This is a genomic window from Streptomyces sp. NPDC005551, from assembly GCF_042871785.1.
Classification (GTDB): Bacteria; Actinomycetota; Actinomycetes; order Streptomycetales; family Streptomycetaceae; genus Streptomyces.
Genome location: NZ_JBIAJE010000002.1, coordinates 453,660 through 472,449, shown reverse-complemented (window position 1 = coordinate 472,449; position 18,790 = coordinate 453,660). Strand labels below are relative to the sequence as shown.

General features: G+C 71.8%; 19 protein-coding genes and 2 tRNA genes. 16 read left to right on the top strand and 5 right to left on the bottom strand.

What is annotated here, in order from left to right:
* From proB to ACFYP4_RS06270, 5 genes are all read left to right on the top strand, one after another.
* Entirely contained in the window at nucleotides 1-1,128 is a 1,128-nt protein-coding gene (gene proB, locus ACFYP4_RS06290) for a glutamate 5-kinase (protein WP_358853718.1), read from the top strand.
* Nucleotides 1,129-1,304: 176 nt separating this feature from the next.
* On the top strand, nucleotides 1,305-1,763 hold the full coding sequence (locus tag ACFYP4_RS06285) for a hypothetical protein (RefSeq protein WP_358853744.1): 459 nt from the start codon (nucleotides 1,305-1,307) through the stop codon (nucleotides 1,761-1,763).
* 71 nt (nucleotides 1,764-1,834) lie between these two features.
* The gene (locus tag ACFYP4_RS06280) at nucleotides 1,835-3,121 is read left to right on the top strand and encodes a glutamate-5-semialdehyde dehydrogenase (protein WP_358853719.1); all 1,287 of its coding nucleotides are present in this window, start codon (nucleotides 1,835-1,837) and stop codon (nucleotides 3,119-3,121) included.
* Between the two features lie 59 nt (nucleotides 3,122-3,180).
* Complete coding sequence (locus ACFYP4_RS06275; RefSeq protein WP_388783291.1) at nucleotides 3,181-3,792, top strand: hypothetical protein; 612 nt, start codon at nucleotides 3,181-3,183, stop codon at nucleotides 3,790-3,792.
* A gap of 78 nt (nucleotides 3,793-3,870) precedes the next feature.
* Nucleotides 3,871-4,938 carry a hypothetical protein gene (locus ACFYP4_RS06270; protein ID WP_388783288.1) on the top strand — a complete coding sequence of 356 codons (1,068 nt, stop codon included), beginning with the start codon at nucleotides 3,871-3,873 and terminating at the stop codon, nucleotides 4,936-4,938.
* Nucleotides 4,939-5,161: 223 nt separating this feature from the next.
* On the opposite strand, the gene ACFYP4_RS06265 is transcribed toward ACFYP4_RS06270, so the two are convergent.
* Nucleotides 5,162-6,262, bottom strand: a complete 1,101-nt coding sequence (locus ACFYP4_RS06265; RefSeq protein ID WP_388783286.1) for a M48 family metallopeptidase — start codon at nucleotides 6,260-6,262, stop codon at nucleotides 5,162-5,164.
* Nucleotides 6,263-6,363: 101 nt separating this feature from the next.
* Between ACFYP4_RS06265 and ACFYP4_RS06260 the strand changes: the two genes are divergently transcribed.
* The 7 genes from ACFYP4_RS06260 to ACFYP4_RS06230 all read left to right on the top strand — a co-directional run bounded on the left by ACFYP4_RS06260 (nucleotide 6,364) and on the right by ACFYP4_RS06230 (nucleotide 10,950).
* Nucleotides 6,364-6,528, top strand: coding sequence for a hypothetical protein (locus ACFYP4_RS06260; RefSeq protein ID WP_388783283.1), 165 nt, complete (start codon nucleotides 6,364-6,366; stop codon nucleotides 6,526-6,528).
* Nucleotides 6,529-6,781: 253 nt separating this feature from the next.
* Complete coding sequence (locus ACFYP4_RS06255; RefSeq protein WP_097263999.1) at nucleotides 6,782-6,946, top strand: hypothetical protein; 165 nt, start codon at nucleotides 6,782-6,784, stop codon at nucleotides 6,944-6,946.
* A 70-nt stretch (nucleotides 6,947-7,016) separates the two neighbouring features.
* A complete protein-coding gene (nadD, locus tag ACFYP4_RS06250; protein ID WP_358853724.1) occupies nucleotides 7,017-7,715 on the top strand; it encodes a nicotinate-nucleotide adenylyltransferase in 699 nt (232 codons plus the stop codon).
* Between the two features lie 16 nt (nucleotides 7,716-7,731).
* Nucleotides 7,732-9,486 (top strand): LytR C-terminal domain-containing protein, encoded by a 1,755-nt coding sequence (locus tag ACFYP4_RS06245; RefSeq protein ID WP_388783279.1) that lies wholly within the window; start codon nucleotides 7,732-7,734, stop codon nucleotides 9,484-9,486.
* A 173-nt stretch (nucleotides 9,487-9,659) separates the two neighbouring features.
* The gene (rsfS, locus tag ACFYP4_RS06240) at nucleotides 9,660-10,103 is read left to right on the top strand and encodes a ribosome silencing factor (RefSeq protein ID WP_388783276.1); all 444 of its coding nucleotides are present in this window, start codon (nucleotides 9,660-9,662) and stop codon (nucleotides 10,101-10,103) included.
* On the top strand, nucleotides 10,100-10,771 hold the full coding sequence (locus ACFYP4_RS06235) for a histidine phosphatase family protein (RefSeq protein ID WP_358853727.1): 672 nt from the start codon (nucleotides 10,100-10,102) through the stop codon (nucleotides 10,769-10,771). The genes rsfS and ACFYP4_RS06235 overlap by 4 nt, the downstream gene beginning before the upstream one ends.
* A 106-nt stretch (nucleotides 10,772-10,877) precedes the next feature.
* A tRNA-Ala gene (locus ACFYP4_RS06230) sits at nucleotides 10,878-10,950 on the top strand.
* A gap of 78 nt (nucleotides 10,951-11,028) precedes the next feature.
* Here ACFYP4_RS06230 and ACFYP4_RS06225 read toward each other — a convergent pair.
* Nucleotides 11,029-11,922, bottom strand: a complete 894-nt coding sequence (locus ACFYP4_RS06225) for a helix-turn-helix transcriptional regulator (protein WP_388783273.1) — start codon at nucleotides 11,920-11,922, stop codon at nucleotides 11,029-11,031.
* Nucleotides 11,923-12,038: 116 nt separating this feature from the next.
* Between ACFYP4_RS06225 and ACFYP4_RS06220 the strand changes: the two genes are divergently transcribed.
* From ACFYP4_RS06220 to ACFYP4_RS06210, 3 genes are all read left to right on the top strand, one after another.
* Complete coding sequence (locus tag ACFYP4_RS06220) at nucleotides 12,039-13,508, top strand: MFS transporter (RefSeq protein ID WP_388783270.1); 1,470 nt, start codon at nucleotides 12,039-12,041, stop codon at nucleotides 13,506-13,508.
* Nucleotides 13,509-13,576: 68 nt separating this feature from the next.
* Nucleotides 13,577-13,750: a hypothetical protein gene (locus ACFYP4_RS06215; RefSeq protein WP_388783267.1), complete on the top strand. Its 174-nt coding sequence runs from the start codon at nucleotides 13,577-13,579 to the stop codon at nucleotides 13,748-13,750.
* A 3-nt stretch (nucleotides 13,751-13,753) separates the two neighbouring features.
* Nucleotides 13,754-13,987 carry a hypothetical protein gene (locus ACFYP4_RS06210; protein ID WP_121403099.1) on the top strand — a complete coding sequence of 78 codons (234 nt, stop codon included), beginning with the start codon at nucleotides 13,754-13,756 and terminating at the stop codon, nucleotides 13,985-13,987.
* Here ACFYP4_RS06210 and ACFYP4_RS06205 read toward each other — a convergent pair.
* Nucleotides 13,966-15,246, bottom strand: a complete 1,281-nt coding sequence (locus ACFYP4_RS06205) for a glycosyltransferase 87 family protein (RefSeq protein ID WP_388783264.1) — start codon at nucleotides 15,244-15,246, stop codon at nucleotides 13,966-13,968. The two genes, ACFYP4_RS06210 and ACFYP4_RS06205, sit on opposite strands and share 22 nt — an antisense overlap.
* 112 nt (nucleotides 15,247-15,358) lie before the next feature.
* On the opposite strand from ACFYP4_RS06205, the gene ACFYP4_RS06200 reads away from it, so the two are divergent.
* Nucleotides 15,359-15,431 (top strand) — tRNA-Ala (locus ACFYP4_RS06200).
* A gap of 51 nt (nucleotides 15,432-15,482) precedes the next feature.
* On the opposite strand, the gene ACFYP4_RS06195 is transcribed toward ACFYP4_RS06200, so the two are convergent.
* Nucleotides 15,483-17,102, bottom strand: coding sequence for an NADH-ubiquinone oxidoreductase-F iron-sulfur binding region domain-containing protein (locus tag ACFYP4_RS06195; RefSeq protein WP_388783261.1), 1,620 nt, complete (start codon nucleotides 17,100-17,102; stop codon nucleotides 15,483-15,485).
* A complete protein-coding gene (locus ACFYP4_RS06190; protein ID WP_358853732.1) occupies nucleotides 17,103-18,407 on the bottom strand; it encodes a cytochrome b/b6 domain-containing protein in 1,305 nt (434 codons plus the stop codon).
* Nucleotides 18,408-18,790 lie beyond the last annotated feature (383 nt).

Below are 18,790 nucleotides of genomic sequence, written 5' to 3'. Positions count from 1 at the left end.
GTGTCAGCGGCAAGACAGGGTGTGGCGGACGCCCACAGGATCGTCGTCAAGGTGGGCTCCTCGTCCCTGACCACCGCCGCCGGCGGCCTCGACGCGGACCGCGTCGACGCCCTCGTCGACGCCCTCGCCAAGGGCCGCGGCGACGGTGAGCGCGAGATCGTCCTCGTCTCCTCCGGGGCCATCGCCGCCGGGCTCGCCCCGCTGGGGCTGCGCCGCCGCCCCAAGGACCTCGCCCGGCAGCAGGCCGCCGCCAGCGTCGGCCAGGGCCTGCTGGTGGCCCGCTACACCGCCTCCTGCGCCCGGCACGGCATCCGCGTCGGGCAGGTGCTGCTCACCTCCGACGACACCAGCCGCCGGGCCCACCACCGCAACGCCTCCCGCACCCTCGACAAACTCCTCGCGATGGGCGCCCTGCCGGTCGTCAACGAGAACGACACGGTCGCCACGGACGAGATCCGCTTCGGCGACAACGACCGGCTCGCCGCGCTCGTCGCCCACCTGGTGCGCGCCGACCTGCTGGTCCTGCTCTCGGACGTCGACGGCGTGTACGACGGCGACCCCAGCAGGCCCGGCACGTCGCGGATAGCGGAGGTGCGCGGCCCGCAGGACCTGGCGCACGTGGAGATCGGCAGCGCGGGCAAGGCGGGCGTCGGCACCGGCGGCATGGTCACCAAGGTCGAGGCGGCACGCATCGCGGCGGCCGCGGGCATCCCGGTGGTCCTGACGTCCGCCGTGCACGCCGCGGACGCCCTCGCCGGACGGGACACCGGCACGTACTTCCACCCCACCGGGCGCCGCTCCGCCGACCGGCTGCTGTGGCTCCAGCACGCGTCGACCCCGCGGGGCGCGCTCACCCTGGACGACGGCGCGGTCCGCGCGGTCGTCGAGCGGCGCACGTCGCTGCTGCCCGCGGGCATCGCGGCGGTCGAGGGAGACTTCACCGCCGGCGACCCGGTCGAGCTGCGCGACACCGCGGGGCGGGCGGTCGCCCGCGGCCTGGTGAACTTCGACGCCAAGGAGATCCCCCAGCTGATCGGGCGCTCGACCAGGGAACTGGCGCGCGAGCTGGGACCCGCCTACGAGCGGGAGGTCGTACACCGGGACGACCTGGTGCTCCTGCACCCGTAGACCGCGTCCCGGACACTCCGTGGACAACCGGCCACGGTGGTCCTGAACGGCCGATTCTCCCGCCCTCCGGCGAGGGACGTTCCGTAAAACCGCCACGCGACGGCGCCGTAGCTGTTCAACTTTGAGGCAGGGAGATTCGGCACGACCATCGCGTGAAGGAGGCCGTCGTGAGACGAGTGCGCCCCGGGGCGGCGGCGTCCCGCGGTGGTGGCACCTCCCGTGCGATCGGCGAGGAGCGGGCCCTCACGAGCGTCGCCGCCGGTGACACGTACGAGGTCGAGGAACCGAAGGACGCCCCCCGGCTCTGGCACGTCACGCTGAGCGTCTCGGGCGGCGAGGCACCCCTGAAGGAGGTCAGGCGGGCCCTCGAACAGCTCGCCCACGACCACCCCTTCCTGCTGACCAGCCGGTACGCCAACGACCACGCGGAGATCCGGTACTGGGAGGAGGCCCGCGACCTGCACGACGCGGCGGCCGTCGCGCTGCGCCTGTGGGGCGAGCACCGGCAGACCGCCAACCTCCCGCCCTGGGAGATCGTCGGCCTCGAGGTCATCGACCGGGAGACGTACCACCACCGCGTCGCCGAGGGTTACGGCCCGCTGCCCGCAACCCCGGTGGGCGTCCACCCCTTTTGAGCCCTTCGCCGGGTGTCTCGGGGTTTGGGACAACAGCCGGTCGGCCCCATTCGGAGCATTAGGCTGCCGTCATGACCACGCTCTCGCCGTACGACTCCATGTCCCCGGTCACCCAGGCCGCCTACCGCGCGAAAGCCGCCGCCGCCGACCTCGCGCCCCTGCCGCGGGCCGAGAAGGACGACGCGCTGCTCGCGATCGCGGACGCGCTGGAGGTCCGTACGAGCGAGATCGTCGCCGCCAACGCCAAGGACGTCGCCCGGGCCCGCGAGGCCGGTACCGGCGAGACGGTCATCGACCGGCTCACGCTCACGCCCGAGCGGGTGCGCGCGATCGCCTCGGACGTCCGCGACGTGGTGGCCCTGCCCGACCCGGTCGGCGAGGTCGTCCGCGGCTCCACCCTGCCGAACGGCATCGACCTGCGCCAGGTCCGCGTCCCCCTCGGCGTCGTCGGGATCATCTACGAGGCCCGCCCGAACGTCACTGTCGACGCGGCCGCCCTCTGCCTGAAGTCCGGCAACGCGGTGCTGCTGCGCGGTTCCTCGTCGGCGTACGAGTCGAACAGCGCCCTCGTGCGCGTGCTGCGCGACGCCGTCGGGGGCGCCGGGCTGCCCGCCGACGCCGTCCAGCTCGTGCCGGGCGAGAGCCGTGAGTCCGTCCGCGAGCTGATGCGCGCCCGCGGCCTGGTCGACGTCCTGATCCCGCGCGGCGGCGCCTCCCTGATCCGCACCGTCGTGCAGGAGTCCACCGTCCCCGTCATCGAGACCGGCACCGGCAACTGCCACGTCTACGTCGACGCCGACGCCGACCTCGACACGGCGATCGACATCCTGATCAACTCCAAGGCCCAGCGGCCCAGCGTCTGCAACGCCGCCGAGACCCTCCTGGTCCACCAGGACATCGCCCCGCAGTTCCTGCCGCGCGCCCTGGACGCCCTCGCGGACGCCGGGGTCACCGTGCACGCCGACGAGCGGGTCGCGGCGTACGCGAAGGACTCGCGGGCCACCGTCGTGGAGGCCACGGCGGAGGACTGGGAGACCGAGTACCTCTCCTACGACATCGCCGCCGCCGTCGTCGACTCGCTGGACCGGGCCGTCGAGCACATCCGGCTGTGGACCTCCGGGCACACCGAGGCGATCGTCACCACCTCGCAGCAGGCCGCCCGCCGATTCACCCGGCTGGTCGACTCCACGACGGTCGCCGTGAACGCCTCCACGCGCTTCACCGACGGCGGCCAGTTCGGCTTCGGCGCCGAGATCGGGATCTCCACGCAGAAGCTCCACGCCCGCGGCCCCATGGGCCTGCCGGAGCTGACGAGCACCAAGTACATCGTGACCGGGGACGGGCACATCCGGCGCTGAGACCGCTCCGCGGGAGGGCGTCTCGCCAGGCGGATGAATTTCCGTACGGTCTGCCCAAAATGACCCCCCAGGTCTACTCTGGATTCGTGCCGGAGGACGTGGGGGGCACGCCGTTCCCGGACGGCTGGGAGCCCGACGACGACCGCGACCGCGGGGGTATGGACGAAGAGTTCGCCTCCGTGGTCTTCGACGAGGACTTCGTGCGGGCGGCCGTCGTCCACGAGCCCACCGCCGTGGAGCGCCTGCTCGCCGCCGCCCAGGCCCGCGCGGAGGCCTCCGAGGAGGCCCGCAGGGCGCACGGCAGGGGCCACGGCGACGAGGACGGCCTCGGCCCCGACGGCAGCGGCGGTTTCGGCCATGATCCGGACCTGGACGACCTGGACGCCGTCGACCTCCTCGAAGGCCCCTACGGGCCGTCCGGGACGTACGCGGGGCCCGGCCGCTGGCACCGCCCCGTCGCCTGGATGCTGGCCGTCCTGATGGGCGTCGGCATGGTCGCCCTCGCCTTCACCGCGGTCTACCGGGGCGCTTCGTCCGGCCGCCAGGACCCGGTCCCCCCGCCCGCCCCGACGGGCCTCGAGCAGGGCCGGGACAAGGTCACGGGGGTCAGCCCGTCGGTCTCCGCGCACCCCTCCCGGCCGGCCGTGCCGGCGAGCCCCCGCACGCCCTGAGAGACCTGGTGAGGACCTGACGGAAGTTGTCCCGTAGCGTCGCGTTTACCGGAGCTCCAGGAGACCTAACCTGAAGGTATGGACGGGCCTGGAGACCCACCTGAGGGGGCGCCCGAAGGGGCTCCCGCCGGTGGCGAGGACGAGTACCGATCCGTCGTCTTCGACGAGTCGTTCGTCCGCGCTGCCCGTCTGCAGGAGTTCTCCGCCCGGGAGCGCGTGGACGATCACGCCCCCGCCGTACGGCGTCGCCCGCCCCTGCACCGCGGACTGTCCCGGCAGGCGCTGCTGCTCGTCCTGCTCATCGCGATCGCCTTCGGCACCGCGATCTACATGGGCGTACGCCACCCCTACCAGAGCCCCGCCGCCCAGCCCCCCGAACCGCTGCGCATGACGGTGATCCCGCTCGCGCCGCAGAGCGCCGTGCCGGGGGCCGCGAAGGCCGAGGAGCTGTACGCGCACAGTCCGGCCGCCCAGTTCCGCATCGGCGCCGACGGTTTCACCATGCCGGCCTCCCGGCGCACCGCGCACTTCTCGGACAGCCAGATCGTCACCGCCCTGACCACGGCCAAGGACTACCTGGTCAGATCCTCGCTGGACCCGGAGGTCCTCACCGGCGGCGTCACCCGTCCGGTACGGATACTGCTCGACCCGCAGCAGCTCGACCAGTTCGACCAGAGCTTCGACCACCCGGCGGCGGACGGGCGGCACGCACCCACCGGCTGGCTGGTGCGCTTCGACCCCGCCCGCGAGGAACTCGCCGGCCACCGGATCCGCGTGCAGGGCACCCTCCAGGCCGCCGAGTCCGACGCGAACACCCTGGAGGTCGTCGCCGACCACACCCTCGTCTACGCGCTGCGGCCCACGGGCTCGGACGCGGAGGCACGGGTGTCGCTGTTCACCGTCCGGCGTGAGCTGCACTTCCGCTTCGACCGCGACGACCTGCGGATGCACCAGGCGGAACTGGTCCTCTCCTACGTCCAGGCCGGGCCGCTGGCCTGCGCCGAGGACTCGGCCGACCACCTGCGCCCGCTGCTCGCCGGCCAGACGGCGAAGGCGGGCGGTCCGGCCGGCACCGATCCGTACAGGACCGGCGGCGCCACGGCGCTGTGCGGATCGCTGGCCACGAGCGCCCAGCCGAAGGTCTGACCCCGCCCGCGTGCACGTCCGCCCGGCATGGGCGGACTTCCCCGACTGGCCCCTGTCCGGTGCGGTGCCCGGCCGACCCCGGGCCGGGGCCGGTGCTGCCGGGGAGCCGCGCCGGCCGCCGGTTCAGCCGGTGCCGTCGGGGTGGCTGCCGTCGGGGCCCGTCGTCCCCCTCCGGGGGTCCGTCCTGGGGCGAGGGTCCGTCCCGCTACGAGGGTCCGTCCCGCTACGAGGGTCCGTCCTGGGGCGGGTTCTGGGGCCGCTTCGGGTCCTTCGGGGCGTCGCCCGACGCGAAGCCGCCGAAACCGCGCCGCACCCGTCCGCCGAGATCGCCCGCGCCGCCCGCGAGGTCGCTGACCAGCTTCATCAGCGGGTCCTTGGAGTTCTTCACATCGTCGGCGTAGCTCGCGGCCGACTGCCGGAAGGAGTCCGAGACGGAGGCGTCCTTGTCCTCGGTGCGCCGCGGGTAGTGGCCGTCCATGATCCGCTGGTAGTCGCGGGACTCGGCCCACCTCTTCAGCTCGGCCGCCCGCACCGTCGTGAACGGGTGGGACCGGGGGAGGACGTTGAGGATCTTGAGCACGGAGTCGCGCAGGTCGCCCCCGGCCTCGTACTCCTCGGCCTGCGCGAGGAACGCGTCCACGTTCATCTCGTGCAGGTGGTTGCCGCCCGCGATCTTCATCAGGCCGCGCATCGAGGCTCGCAGGTCCTGGCCGACGAGCAGCCCGGCGCGGTCCGCGGACAGCTCCGACTTGCGGAACCACTCGCGCAGGGCGGTGACGATCGCCATGATCGCCACGTTCCCGAGCGGGATCCAGGCCACCTTCAGGGCCAGGCTGGTCAGGAACAGCAGTATCGTCCGGTACACCGAGTGGCCGGACAGGGCGTGGCCCACCTCGTGGCCGACGACCGCCCGCATCTCCTCCTCGTCGAGCAGCTCGACGAGGCCCGTGGTGACCACGATGACCGGTTCGTCCAGGCCGATGCACATCGCGTTCGGCCGGGGGTCCTGGGTGACGTACATCGGCGGGACCTTGTGCAGGTCCAGGATGTAACAGGCGTCCCGCAGCATGTCGTTGAGGTGTGCGAACTGCGCGTCCGAGACCCTTACCGAGTCGGACAGGAACAGCAGCCGCAGGCTGCGTTCGGGGAGCAGCGAGCTGAGCGCCTTGAAGACCGTGTCGAAGCCGGTGAGTCTGCGCAGGGCCACCAGGGCCGAGCGGTCCGCCGGGTGCTCGTAGGTCCGGGAGGAGATCCCCGGGAAGCGCCTGCGTGACCTGCTCGGCACCCTCTCGTGCCCGTTCTGCTCATGGCTGTCGTCGGACATGTGTTCCCCCACGCGTCTGATTGCCCTGTGTCGCCCCCGAAGCGGTCCCCAGCCTAGGCGGAGTTACGGTGGCAGGGCAGCACACCGTAAGGAGCGTCCCCATGGAACAACACATCCCCGCAGCCGCCTGGCTGACCGAGGCCGCGAGCGCGGCCGACCGGCAGGGTGGCGGCAATCTGCTGCGAGTCGTGCTGATCGTCTGCGTGGTCGGGATCGTCCTGCTCGCCTGGTTCCTGCTGCGGGGATACAAGCGGGACGACGACTGAGACGCCCGGGGCGGTGCCCGGCCGGCTGACGGCGGCCCGTGCCGCTCTCACCCGCCGGCCTCACCAGCCGCTCTCGCCCGCCGCCTCACCAGCTGCCCTCGCCCGCCGGCCTCACCAGCCGCTCTCACCCGCCGGCCTCACCCGCGACCGTCGGCTTCCCCAACGGCGGAGTCGGCGTGATGGGGGCCGGGGCCCCCGCATACGATGGCCCGGACGTCTTTATCCCGCCCACACCGGATAGGTCCTGCCGAAGATGAGCTTCCACAGCACCGCTGCCCAGTTGGTCACCCTTGCCGCAGAGGGCGAGGAGCACGGCGGCAACCACGAGAGCCTCAGCCCGTACCTGACCGGCGGCGGCGCCTTCGTCGTGCTGCTCCTCCTGCTGTGGATCACCACGCGCTTCAACCGGGACCGCTGAGCCCCCTCCGGGCCGGGCAGGGGGGCCTGTCGGCGGGAGCCCGTCGGCCGGGCCGGTAGGGTCTGCACGCATGGGAGAGCAGGACATGCCTACCGGTCCGGCGAGTGACACGGTGAGCGGCGCCGGACGCCGCGCGGCGGACCGCCCGGTGCCGGGCACCGGAAACGCCCCGTCGAGTCCGGGCAAGCGCCGTCTCGGCGTCATGGGCGGAACGTTCGACCCGATCCACCACGGGCACCTCGTGGCGGCCAGTGAGGTCGCCGCCCAGTTCCACCTCGACGAGGTGGTGTTCGTGCCGACCGGGCAGCCGTGGCAGAAGACCGCGCGCAAGGTCGCTCCCGCCGAGGACCGCTATCTGATGACGGTCATCGCGACCGCGGAGAACCCGCAGTTCTCGGTGAGCCGCATCGACATCGACCGCGGCGGCCCGACCTACACCACGGACACCCTGCGCGACCTGCGCGCGCTCAACCCCGACACGGACCTCTTCTTCATCACCGGCGCGGACGCGCTCGGCCAGATCCTGACCTGGCGTTACACGGAGGAACTGTTCTCCCTCGCACATTTCATCGGCGTCACCCGGCCCGGCCACACGCTGACCGACCCGGGACTTCCCGAGGGCGGTGTCTCGCTCGTCGAGGTCCCCGCGCTCGCCATCTCGTCCACGGACTGCCGTGCCCGGGTCTCCAAGGGCGACCCTGTCTGGTACCTGGTGCCGGACGGCGTGGTGCGCTATATCGACAAGCGCGAGCTGTACCGCGGCGAGTGAGCCGAGAGGGGCACCGGTGAACGACCGATACGACGGGTACGCGGGCGGCGACCAGTACGAACTCGTCGGCTACGACGAGTTCGGGCAGCCTGTGTACCGGCAGGTCCCGCAGCAGCAATTTCCGCAGCAGCCCCCTCAGCAGCAGGGCTACGACCCCTACGGGCAGCAGCAACAGGCTTATGGCTACGCCCCGTACGCGACCGGCCGGCAGCCTTCGGCGCCCTCGTACGACACGGACGGGCACGAGCCTTCCGCCCCGTCCTACGACATGGGCGGGCAGCAGCCGGTCACTTCGTACGACACCGGCTCGGGGCAGCCCGTTCCGCCGTACGACCCGTACGACCCCTCCTACGGACAGGCGCCCACCGGCACCGCGTACGACCCCTACGGGCAGACCTCGGAGACCGGCCGACAGCCGCGGGTCGCGGAACAGACCGCGTACATCCCGCAGCAGTCGGGCCCCGCGGAGGACGGTGAACCGCCCGCCGACCGTGAGTACCGCACCGAACAGTTCGCCTTCGTCGAGGACCCGGACGGCGACTCCGAGGACGTCATCGACTGGCTGAAGTTCACCGAGAACCGCACCGAGCGGCGCGAGGAGGCCAAGCGCCGCGCCCGCAGCCGGGTCGTGGCCCTGGCCGTGGTCCTCGCCCTGGTGGTCGCCGGCGGCGTCGGCTACCTCTGGTACGCGGGCAAGCTCCCGGGCTCCTCGCCGGACGCCGAGTCCGGCACGACCGCGTCCGCGGCGGCACAGAAACGCGACGTGATCGTGGTCCACCTGCACAACACCAAGAAGGGCGGCACCTCCACGGCGCTGCTCGTCAACAACACCACCACCCGGCAGGGCGCGACCGTCCTGCTGCCCAACTCGCTCGCGCTGACGGACGACGACGGCACCACGACCACCCTCGCCAAGTCCGTCGACGACGACGGCTCGTCCGGGACGCGCGACGCGATCGACACGGTCCTCGGCACCGACATCGAGGGCACCTGGCGACTCGACACCCCCTACCTGAACAACCTCGTCGAGCTCGTCGGCAACATCGGCATCGACACCGACACCGACGTGCCCGACCCCGACGCCAAGTCGTCGAAGAAGGGCGCCGACCCCCTCGTGCACAAGGGTGAGGACCAGACCCTCAGCGGCCGGATGGCCGTCGCCTACGCCACCTACCGCGCCCCGGGCGAGGCCCAGAACGCGCAGCTGGAGCGGTTCGGGCAGGTCATGCAGGGCGTACTGCGCAAACTGTCCTCCGACGAGCAGGCCGCGACGACCACCGTGCAGACGCTGGCGCAGATCCTCGACCCCTCGCTCAACGACCAGGACCTCGGCTCCTTCCTGGCCAAGCTCGCCGACCACGCCAAGGGCGGCGACTTCAGGACCTCGCTGCTGCCGGTGCAGTCCGACGGCACACTGACCGCGAACACCAGCGACAGCGTCGTCAAGAACGTCCTCGGCGGTTCCGCCAGGAGCCCGCAGCAGGGCGACGCCGTGCGGGTCGGCATCACCAACGCCACCGGAGCAAGGGAAGGCACCGAGAAGGCCCGCGTGGTCCTCATCAACGGCGGCTACACCTTCGTCGACGCCGGCACCGCCGGTGCCTCCGAGAGCGTGTCCCGAATCACGTACACCGATGCAGGGAGCAAGGACGACGCCATCGAGGTCGCCAAGACCCTCGGTCTGCCCACGGCGTCCGTGCAGAAGGGCAAGGTCACGTCCAACGCGGACGTGTCCGTCGTACTGGGCCGGAGCTACCTGACCTCGTCGTGACCGGGAGCACGCCCCGGCAGGCCCGGGGCGTGCTCCCCATCACGTGGGGTGCCGTCGGCGGGCCGTGAGACCCTTGAGGGGACCGGTGAGGGTTCCTCGCCGCCGACGGGCCGGGACCTGCGGGGCGACCCCGCACCCCCGGCCGACCCCTGTTCCCGACCGAAAGCCGCGTAGTGACCGCCACTGACCGTTCCATCGAGCTCATCACCACCGCCTCCCAGGCGGCCGCCGACAAGCTCGCGCACGACATCATCGCCTACGACGTCAGCGACGTGCTGTCGATCACGGACGCCTTCCTGCTGGCCTCCGCACCCAACGACCGCCAGGTCAAGTCGATCGTCGACGAGATCGAGGAGCGGCTGAACAAGGAACTCGGCGTCAAGCCGGTCCGCCGCGAGGGCGACCGCGAGGCCCGCTGGGTGCTCCTCGACTACGTCGACATCGTCGTGCACGTCCAGCACAGCGAGGAGCGTGTCTTCTACGCGCTGGAGCGCCTGTGGAAGGACTGCCCCGAGCTGGAGCTCCCCGCCGACGCCAAGGCGACGCGCGGCAAGGCCGAGGAGCACGCCCAGCTGCAGGCCGAGGAGGGCTCCGCCGACTTCGGAGAGCTGCGGTGAGCGGCCCCGCCGGAGCGGACGAGCGGAAGAAGGGCCGGGGCCGCCGCATCATCCTGTGGCGGCACGGTCAGACCTCCTGGAACGTGGAGCGCCGCTTCCAGGGCAGCACGGACGTGGAACTCACCGAGACGGGCATCGGCCAGGCCCGGCGCGCCGCCCGTCTCCTCGCCTCGCTGCGGCCGGACGCCGTCGTCGCCTCGGACCTGAAGCGCGCCTCCGCCACGGCCGCCGAGCTGGCCGGGCTCACCGGCCTCGAGGTGGTGCACGAGGAGGGGCTGCGCGAGACCTACGCCGGTGTCTGGCAGGGGCTGACGCACACCGAGATCATCGCCCGGCACGGCGACGAGTACGCCGCCTGGAAGCGCGGTGAGCCGGTCCGCCGCGGTGGCGGCGAACTGGAGAGCGAGGTCGCAGACCGCGCCGCTCCGGTGGTGCTCGCGCACGCCGAAAAGCTCCCCGAGGACGGCACCCTCGTGGTGGTCAGTCACGGGGGCACCATCCGTACGACCATCGGGCGTCTCCTCGGCCTCGAATCCCAGCACTGGGAGAGCCTCGGCGGGCTCTCCAACTGCTGCTGGTCCGTCCTCGGGCAGGGCGCGCGCGGCTGGCGGCTGCTCGAACACAACGCGGGCACGCTGCCCGAGCCCGTGCTCGGCGACGACGACTGAGCACCCCCGCGCACACCCTCATGAGGGGGCGGGACCCGGATTTCACTTTCCGGCAGGTCACCGGTTAAAGTTCTTCTTGTTCGCCCGCCGAGCGGGAAGAACGCAAGGGGCTATAGCTCAGTTGGTAGAGCGCCTGCATGGCATGCAGGAGGTCAGGAGTTCAATTCTCCTTAGCTCCACAGATCGACACTCTTGAGTTGTCAAAGATCGGTGATGAAGATCCCGTTCCCGTCAGGGAGCGGGACTTTTTCGTTGCCCTAGCTGTCGGCCCCCACCGGCTCGGCGTCCCTGGCATCGGCCGACGGCCACAACCGCTCCCGCCACTCCCGCAGCAGCGCCACCCCCTCCTTCGCCTCCGCGTCCACCGGCGAGTACGCCACGATCCGGCACTCGGGCATGCCGTCGACGGACAGCGACACCGAGGTCATGCGCAGCTCGCCCACCGCGGCGTGCCGGAACGTCTTCACCCGGGGCCCCGGCGGTATGACCTCGCCACTCGCCCACAGCTCGACGAAGTACGGACTCCGGGCGGACAGGCGGCCGATGAAGTCCTCCCAGGCCGGCTCGCCCACATGCCGTCCGTAGGCGGCGCGCAGCGTGGCCACCATCACCGGCAGCTCCCGCTCCCGGAACACCAGGGGACAGGACCCCTCGGGGACCGAGAACAGCGTCCACAGCACATTGGGGACGCCGAACTGGCTGGTCGTCGGCACCAGGAACAGGTCGCGGTAGGCGGGGTTGGTGGCCAGGACGTCGTACCGCGAGTTGTAGACCACCGCCGGATGCGGGTCCAGGGCGTCGATGATGTCCTGGACCTCCTGCCCCACGGCTTGCGCGAGGCGCTCGGGACCGGACTCGAAGGGCACCTCCGCCAGGTGGTACAGATGCTCCCGCTCGGTCCGGTCCAGCCGCAGGGTGCGCGCCACCGCGTCCAGGACCTGCGGCGACGCGTTGATCGGCCGCCCCTGCTCGAGCCAGGTGTACCAGGTGACTCCGACGCCCGAGAGCTGGGCCACCTCCTCCCGGCGCAGCCCCGGTGTACGGCGCCGGAATCCGGGCGGCATGCCCACGTCGGCCGGTGTCACCCGGGCCCGCCGGCTGCGCAGGAAGGCCGCCAGCTCCGGCCTTCGGCGCTGCTGTGCAGTGATCATCGTCCTCACTCCCCCTGTCCCATCGTCAGGCCTCGAGCGCTCTGTTGCCAGGTGCTGTCAGTACCAGCACCGGCGGGCTCTCGTCACCCCGGTCCGCTCGTCGCCAGGCTCGGCGCATGACGACGACAACCCCCGCGGGCCCCGGGACGCAAGTGAGTCCGAGCCCCGCTACCAGTAAAGGCCCCGGCACCGACAATCGCCCCGGACGGCTGCTCGCCGTCGTGCTCGCCGCCCAGTTCATGGCGCTGCTCGACGTCTTCATCGTGAACGTCGCCGTACCCACGATCGGTTCCGAACTCCACGCGTCCGGCGCCGCCCTGCAGCTGGTGGTCGCCGGATACTCCCTCGCGTACGCCGTGCTGCTGATCACGGGCGCCCGCCTCGGCGACCTGTTCGGTCACCGCCGCGTCTGGCTGGCCGGGCTCGCCCTCTTCACGGCCGCCTCGCTGGCCTGCGGACTCGCCGGGAGCACCGGCGAGTTGATCACGTTCCGCGTGGTGCAGGGCGCCGGGTCCGCGGTGATGATCCCGCAGGTCCTCAGCCTGATCCAACGTCACTTCACGGGCGGGGGCCGGGCGCGGGCGCTCGGCGCGTACTCCGCGGTCCTCGCGACCGGCGCCGCGGCGGGCCAGGTGCTCGGCGGCATCCTCGTCAGCGCCGACCTCTTCGGCACCGGATGGCGGCCGGTGTTCCTCGTGAACGTGCCCGTGGGCCTCGTACTCCTGGCCGTCGGCGGGCGGGTGCTGCCGCGCGACGACCCGCGGGCGCTGGAGCGGTCGCGCGGTCTCGACCTGCCGGGGCTCGTGCTGCTGGCCGCCGCCGTCTCCCTGCTCACGGTGCCACTCGTGCTAGGCCAGGCGGAGGGCTGGCCGACGTGGTCCTGGCTGTCGTTCGCGGCGGCCGCGGCCTTCTTCGGTCTCCTCTGCGGCTACGAGGCCCGGCTCGCGCGGCGCGGCGGGGCTCCGCTGCTCGCACCCGGGGTGCTGCGTCATCCCGGAGTCGGTCTCGCGGTCTTCCGGATCATGGCCGTGATGGCAGTCAACGGCGGGTTCCTGTTCGCGCTGACCCTGCACGTCCAGGGCGGGCTCGGCTACAGCGCCCTGCGCGCGGGGCTGACCTTCGCGCCGACCGCCGTCGTCTTCGGTCTGGTCGGCCTGACCTGGCGTGCGTGGCCCGCGCCGTGGCAACGGGCCCTCGTACCGGCCGGGTTCGCGCTCGCGGCGGCCTCCGTGACGGGCGTAGGGTGGGCGATGCGGGACGGCGGCGACGGTGGCCTCTGGCTGTACGTGGCGTTCACCGGTGTGGGCATGGGTTTGGCGCTCAGCTTCAGTCCGACGCTCACCGGGGCTCTGGCCACGGTGCGGCCCGAGGACGCGGCGGACGCCAGCGGACTGCTCGCGACGGTCACACAGCTCGGTCAGCTGATCGGTGTGGCGGCCTTCGGTGCACTCTTCCTGAATCGGCTTGAGTCATCCGGGGCTTCCGGGGCGTATACCTCTGCGGACGCGCTCCTGGTGTGCATGTACGCGCTGGCCGCCACGGCGGGGCTGGGTGCCGTGTCCGGACTGGTACGCAGGCGTCGCTGACCGTATTGGCCCGGCCGTGGCAGAATCAGACGGCCGGAAGGGGGCGCGGCCCGACGGGAGGAGTGGCGATGCCTGCGAGCATCCTCGAGGAGACCGACCATCTCCTCGACGCGGCGGCGATCCGGAAGACACCCACCCTCCTCGACTGCCCCTCCTGCGGTTCCGTCCATGTCGCGCAGGTCCTCGGGGACAACGGCGGGATCTCCTACGTGTGCACGGCCTGCGGCCACAGCTGGAGCTGAGCGATGGGTGCACACAGGCGGAAGTGCGATTGGTGCGGCAGCGGCACACCGATCGTCCGCGACATGGAGCCGCTCAATCACGACTACCAGTACTGGTGCGAGGAGTGCGCGCGGGCGCTGATCATAAAAGGCGACCCGATCGAGACGTACCGGGAGCTGGAGGGCGAGCCGATCTACGGCCGACTCCTCGACGAACACTGCACTCTGAAGCGGTTCTACTCGTTCGCGACGGCCTGAGACCGCCGCCGGGGCCTGGCCTCTCCGGATCTGGCCTCTCCGAGCCTGGCTTCTCCGGGCCTGGCCGTACCGGTCCCTGCCGTACCGGTCCCGGCCCTTCCGGTCCGGGCCGCGGTCAGGGCCAGGAAGAACAGGGCCGTCACTCCGTAGAGGGCCGACAGCGTCAACTCGACGCCTCCTTGACGCAGTTCGTGCCGACCGGACCCGTGCGGCACCCACCACAGGGCGTACGAGCAGAAGACCAGCGCCGCTCCGACGGCCGCCGTCCGGTTCCTGGTGGCGAGGACCATGGCCATAGGTACGCACCACACCCAGTGGTGTGACCAGGACACCGGGCTGACCAGCAGTGCCGTGGTCGCGCACCCGACGGCCGCCCAGGGGCGGCTGCCGCGCAGTTCCGCCGCCGCCGAGGCGGCGAGGCCCGCCGCCCCCACGGCGGTCGCGGCGGCGATCCACCACAGCCCGGGGTCGGGGGTGTGCAGCAGCCGGGCCAGCATCCCGCGCAGCGACTGGTTCGCGGTGTCCTCCGCGAGCCCGGCCCGCTCCGCCTCGAACACCACGCGGGTCCAGAACCGCCAGGAGTCGTACGGCAGGACGGCCGCGGCCGACAGCGTGGCACCGGCGAAGACGACGGCCGCCCCGCGCGCGTGCCGGAGCCAGGGCTCTCCACAGCGTCCCCCGGTGCGGGCCACCACGCCTGCGACCAGCAGGAACACCGCGAAGAGCGCGGGCGTCAGCTTGATCGCGGCGGCGAGCCCGATGCCGGCTCCCGCCCATCGGTGTCCGGGCCGGCGGGTCAGGTCCCACAGCACCAGCACCGCGATCAGCAGGTTGATCTGCCCGTACCGCAGGGTCGTCCACACGGGCTCGCACCACACGGCCGCCGCCGCGACCCACCAGACACCCTCCACGCGCGCGTGCCCCACCAGCCGTGAGGCGAGGCCGGCGAACGCCACGAGAAGGACGAGGTTCCCGGCCGTCGCCAGCGTGCGCGCGGTCCCGGCGCCCAGCAGCGCCAGCGGGACGAACAGCAGCGCCGCGAAGGGCGGGTAGGTGGCGGGGAGGCCGGCGCCGGTCGCGCGCAGTGCGTACAGGTCGCCGCCGCCGCGTACCGTCTCGCCCTCCGCGCGGTACACCATCAGGTCGATCATCGACACGTGCGCGGTCCGCTGAACCGTCCAGAACACCGTGAAGGACAGCAGGCACGTGCCCAGGGCGAGGAGCGCGCGGCGGTCACGGGGGAGGGCTGTCGGGGTCACGAAGGCCGACACTATCTCCCGTATCCGTACAGACCGGAAACGATTTGGTGGTGCACCCGGGAGAGCGTGTAATGTTGGCGTCGCCGCCGGGGAAACCGGGCGGACACCGCAAGGGGCTATAGCTCAGTTGGTAGAGCGCCTGCATGGCATGCAGGAGGTCAGGAGTTCAATTCTCCTTAGCTCCACAGCAGTTGAAGGCGGGCCACTCGATATCGAGTGGCCCGCCTTCGTCGTGTTCAGCGACCGCTGCCGAGAGCCCGGCGACCGCGCCCCTGCGAGAGGACGGGCAGGTTGTTGCGGGCGGGGGCGGAGGAACGGGAGTCCTCCTCGATCCGCAGGGCGAGCGCGGGGCAGCGCCGCACCGCGCGCACGGCCTTCGCCTCCGCGTACCGGGGCACCTGCGCCTGCGCGACGGTGGGGAAGCCGTCGGCGCCGAGCTCGAAGACCTCTGGAAGGATGTCCGCGCACAGGCCGTGCCCGCGGCACAGTGTCCAGTCCACGTAGATCTTCTGGCGGCTGGGACCGGCCTCCAGCTGCCCCTGGCCGCCCGGGATGCCGGTGGGGGTCTGACCGCTCTCGAAGAGGGGCAGTACGCCCTCCACGGGCCTGCCGCAGCCGTTGCCCAGGACGTGGGCGGCCAGGTCGTCCGTGAAGGCCTTGATCGTGGACTCGATGAACATCGCCGAGCCGTCCGGGTGCGAGCACGCGCCGCGCCGCTTCACGGCCTTGGCGACCTGCTTGACGGCTTCGAGCGCGGCGGGGCCGCCGCCGTTCAGTATGTCCTCCAGGCCGCGCGCCGCGGCGGGCAGGCCGAGATAGCAGGGGCCGCACTGCCCCGCGCTCTCCTCGGCGAGCCACTGGGCCACCCGTAGCGACTCGCCGAGCGGGCACGTCTGCTGGCTGATCGGGAGGATCGCGCCGGCGCCGAGGGAACCGCCCACCGCGTCCAGGGAGTTGCGCGAGACGACCGCCCCGTCGAGCGCCGCCGCGTCCAGCCACTTGCCGTGATAGCCGCCGGTCAGCACGCCCTGCGGGAGCGGCGGCGCGCCGGCCAGCTGGAGCACGTACCGCAGCGGCACTCCCGTCGGGACCTCGATCACCATGGGGCGGGCGACCGCACCCGAGACGGTGAGCATGACGGTGCCCGGCTCGTCGTACAGGCCGGTGTTGCGGTAGCGCTCGGGGCCGATGCGGGCGGCGATGGCCAGCTGGGCGAACGTCTCGGCGTTCGACAGCAGGGTGGGCGCGCCGCCGACCCCGACCTGCGACGCGCTGATCTTGCGGCCCGGCGGGATCGCCGGACCGCCGTCGATGGAGCGGATCAGGGAGGCGGCCGCCCCGGTGACCATCCGTACCGGATTGCGCTGCACGCGCGCGCGGAGGGCGGATCCGCGCCGGTTGCTCAGTCCGCGTTCGGCCAGCGCCGCCTCCATGGAGGCCTGCGTGGACGGCCGGGTCACGCCGATGACCAGGGTGCGGGCCCCCATGGCCTCGGCGGCCAGCAGGGCTCCGTCCAGGATGAGGTGCGGGGCCCGGTTGATGAGCACGGTGTCCTTGCGGCAGGCCGGTTCGTCCTCGCTGCCGTTGACGACCACCACGGGCCGGATGCCCTTCTTGATGGCCGACTCCGCGACCGAGCGCAGCTTCTTGGCGAAGGGGAACCCCGCGCCGCCGCGGCCCTTCAGGGAGATCGCCTCGGCGAGGCCCGCGAGTTGTTCGCCGCCCATCGGTTCGAGCGGACCGTGCACCTTGAGGTGCATCGGCAGGTCGAGTCGTTCAACCAGGTCGAAACCCGACGTGAGCTGCGGAAGCCCGACGACGCGGACCTCTGGGACGTCGGGCAGGGCCTCGTTCACTTAAAAGCCTCCGGAAGGGGCGTTCCATGATTCACCGGAGCCAGGAGCGTCGAAGGCGCCCGGCAGTACGTCAGTCGTGGGACCGCTGTCGTACGTGTCGTTGGTGTTGTACGTGCCGAGGAGGGGGTTCGTCTCACCGGTGTCGTACACATCACTCGTGCCGTATCCGTTGTTGCCCTGATTGTCATAGACGGGGATGTTGTATCCCGTGTCGGCGAGGGGATCGTACGACGAACGGGGGGCCTCGCCGACGGGCGGCGGGGAGGGGATGGGCCAGCTGCCCGAGGTGCTGCCGTCGGTGCGCGGCAGTACCTCCGTGGGCTGCGTGTCCAGGGGGACCTGGATGCGCTCCATCGGGTCGATCAGCGGGTCCCCGGTGGGGGAACTGCCCCCCACGGCCCGGTAGGCGGCCGCGAATCCGCCGCTCGCCGCGTCGGCGGCCCGGGACGGCGTGGCGTAGAGCGACTGCGGAGCGGCCGGCATGCGCTGCGGCGGCACGAACGTGTCCTGCGGGGACGTCCTCGGCATGCGGGACGTGAAGCCCGGCAGCGGCCCGTCTCCGCCGGCGGCACGGGACCCCTCGCGTCCCTCGCGGGACGTGCGGGCACCGGGTCCGCCAGGCTCGCCCAGGACCGCCAGGATCCGGTCGGCGACCTTGCGCTTGAGCGGGCCGGAGGTCGAGCGCAGCGCCAGGGCGGCCATGACGGCGATCAGGCAGAGGCTGTAGAGGACCGTGACGTAGGTCTTCGCGGGGCGTCCCGCGTAGAGGCCGTGCACCAGTGCGGCGCACCAGGCGGGGTAGGCCAGCATGTGCACGGCGCGCCAGCGGGACGCGATCGGCGCGGGGGAGGCGAACGCGCCGCGCAGCGCGCCGGTGACGGCCGTGAAGATCATGAGCAGTCCGGCGAGGGAGCCGAAGCCGATCAGCCCCGCGGTGCCCGTGACGCCGAGGCCGAAGGGGATGACGGCCGCGATCAGTGTGGTGTGGTCCAGCGCCAGCTTGACCGTGACGTGCAGCAGGAGGAAGGCGACCGAGGAGACCGCGGTCGTCCGGTGCACGGCCTGGGCGATCAGGCGCTGGCGCGTGTTGAGGAACAGGCGGTCGGTGGCGACGAGCCCCCACACCACGGAGCACGTGAGGGCGACCAGCGACAGCACTCCGGCACCGAAGTTGAGGAAGTCCCTGACTCCGTCACCGCCGAGCAGGACGATGAGGGGTATGAGGAGCAGAGCGGCAGCCGACGCCGCCCCGTAGGCCGAGCGGCCGGGTTGGGGAAGCGAGCTGTTCTTGCGACGAGGGTTCATGGGGGTACTCCCAAAGAGTTCGGGGAAGCGGTCCCGAAGGCGCACTCTAAGTCGAGCCATACCTATGGATACGAGGTTTGAGTTATTGCGTCGTTATCCAATGGCAACGAGATCCTTGTGCTGTCCCTTAGTGACTGTTACGCGGAGTAACTTCTGAACTTTGTTCAGCGTGTGCGGTGTCCGAGAGCATGGCACGGGGTGCCGGGAGTGCCGCGAGCTCGTCGCGGCGCTCGCCGGGGCTGCGGTACCCTGGCGCCATGCGTGCCGTACGCCTTCTGCTTAGCGAGCCGCGCTGATCAGTTCCGGCCACTGAAGGATCGTGGCCGGCATCGGCGCGGCGTCCCCTCCTGTGCGAGGGGCTTTTTCATTTCCCCAGCCGCTGG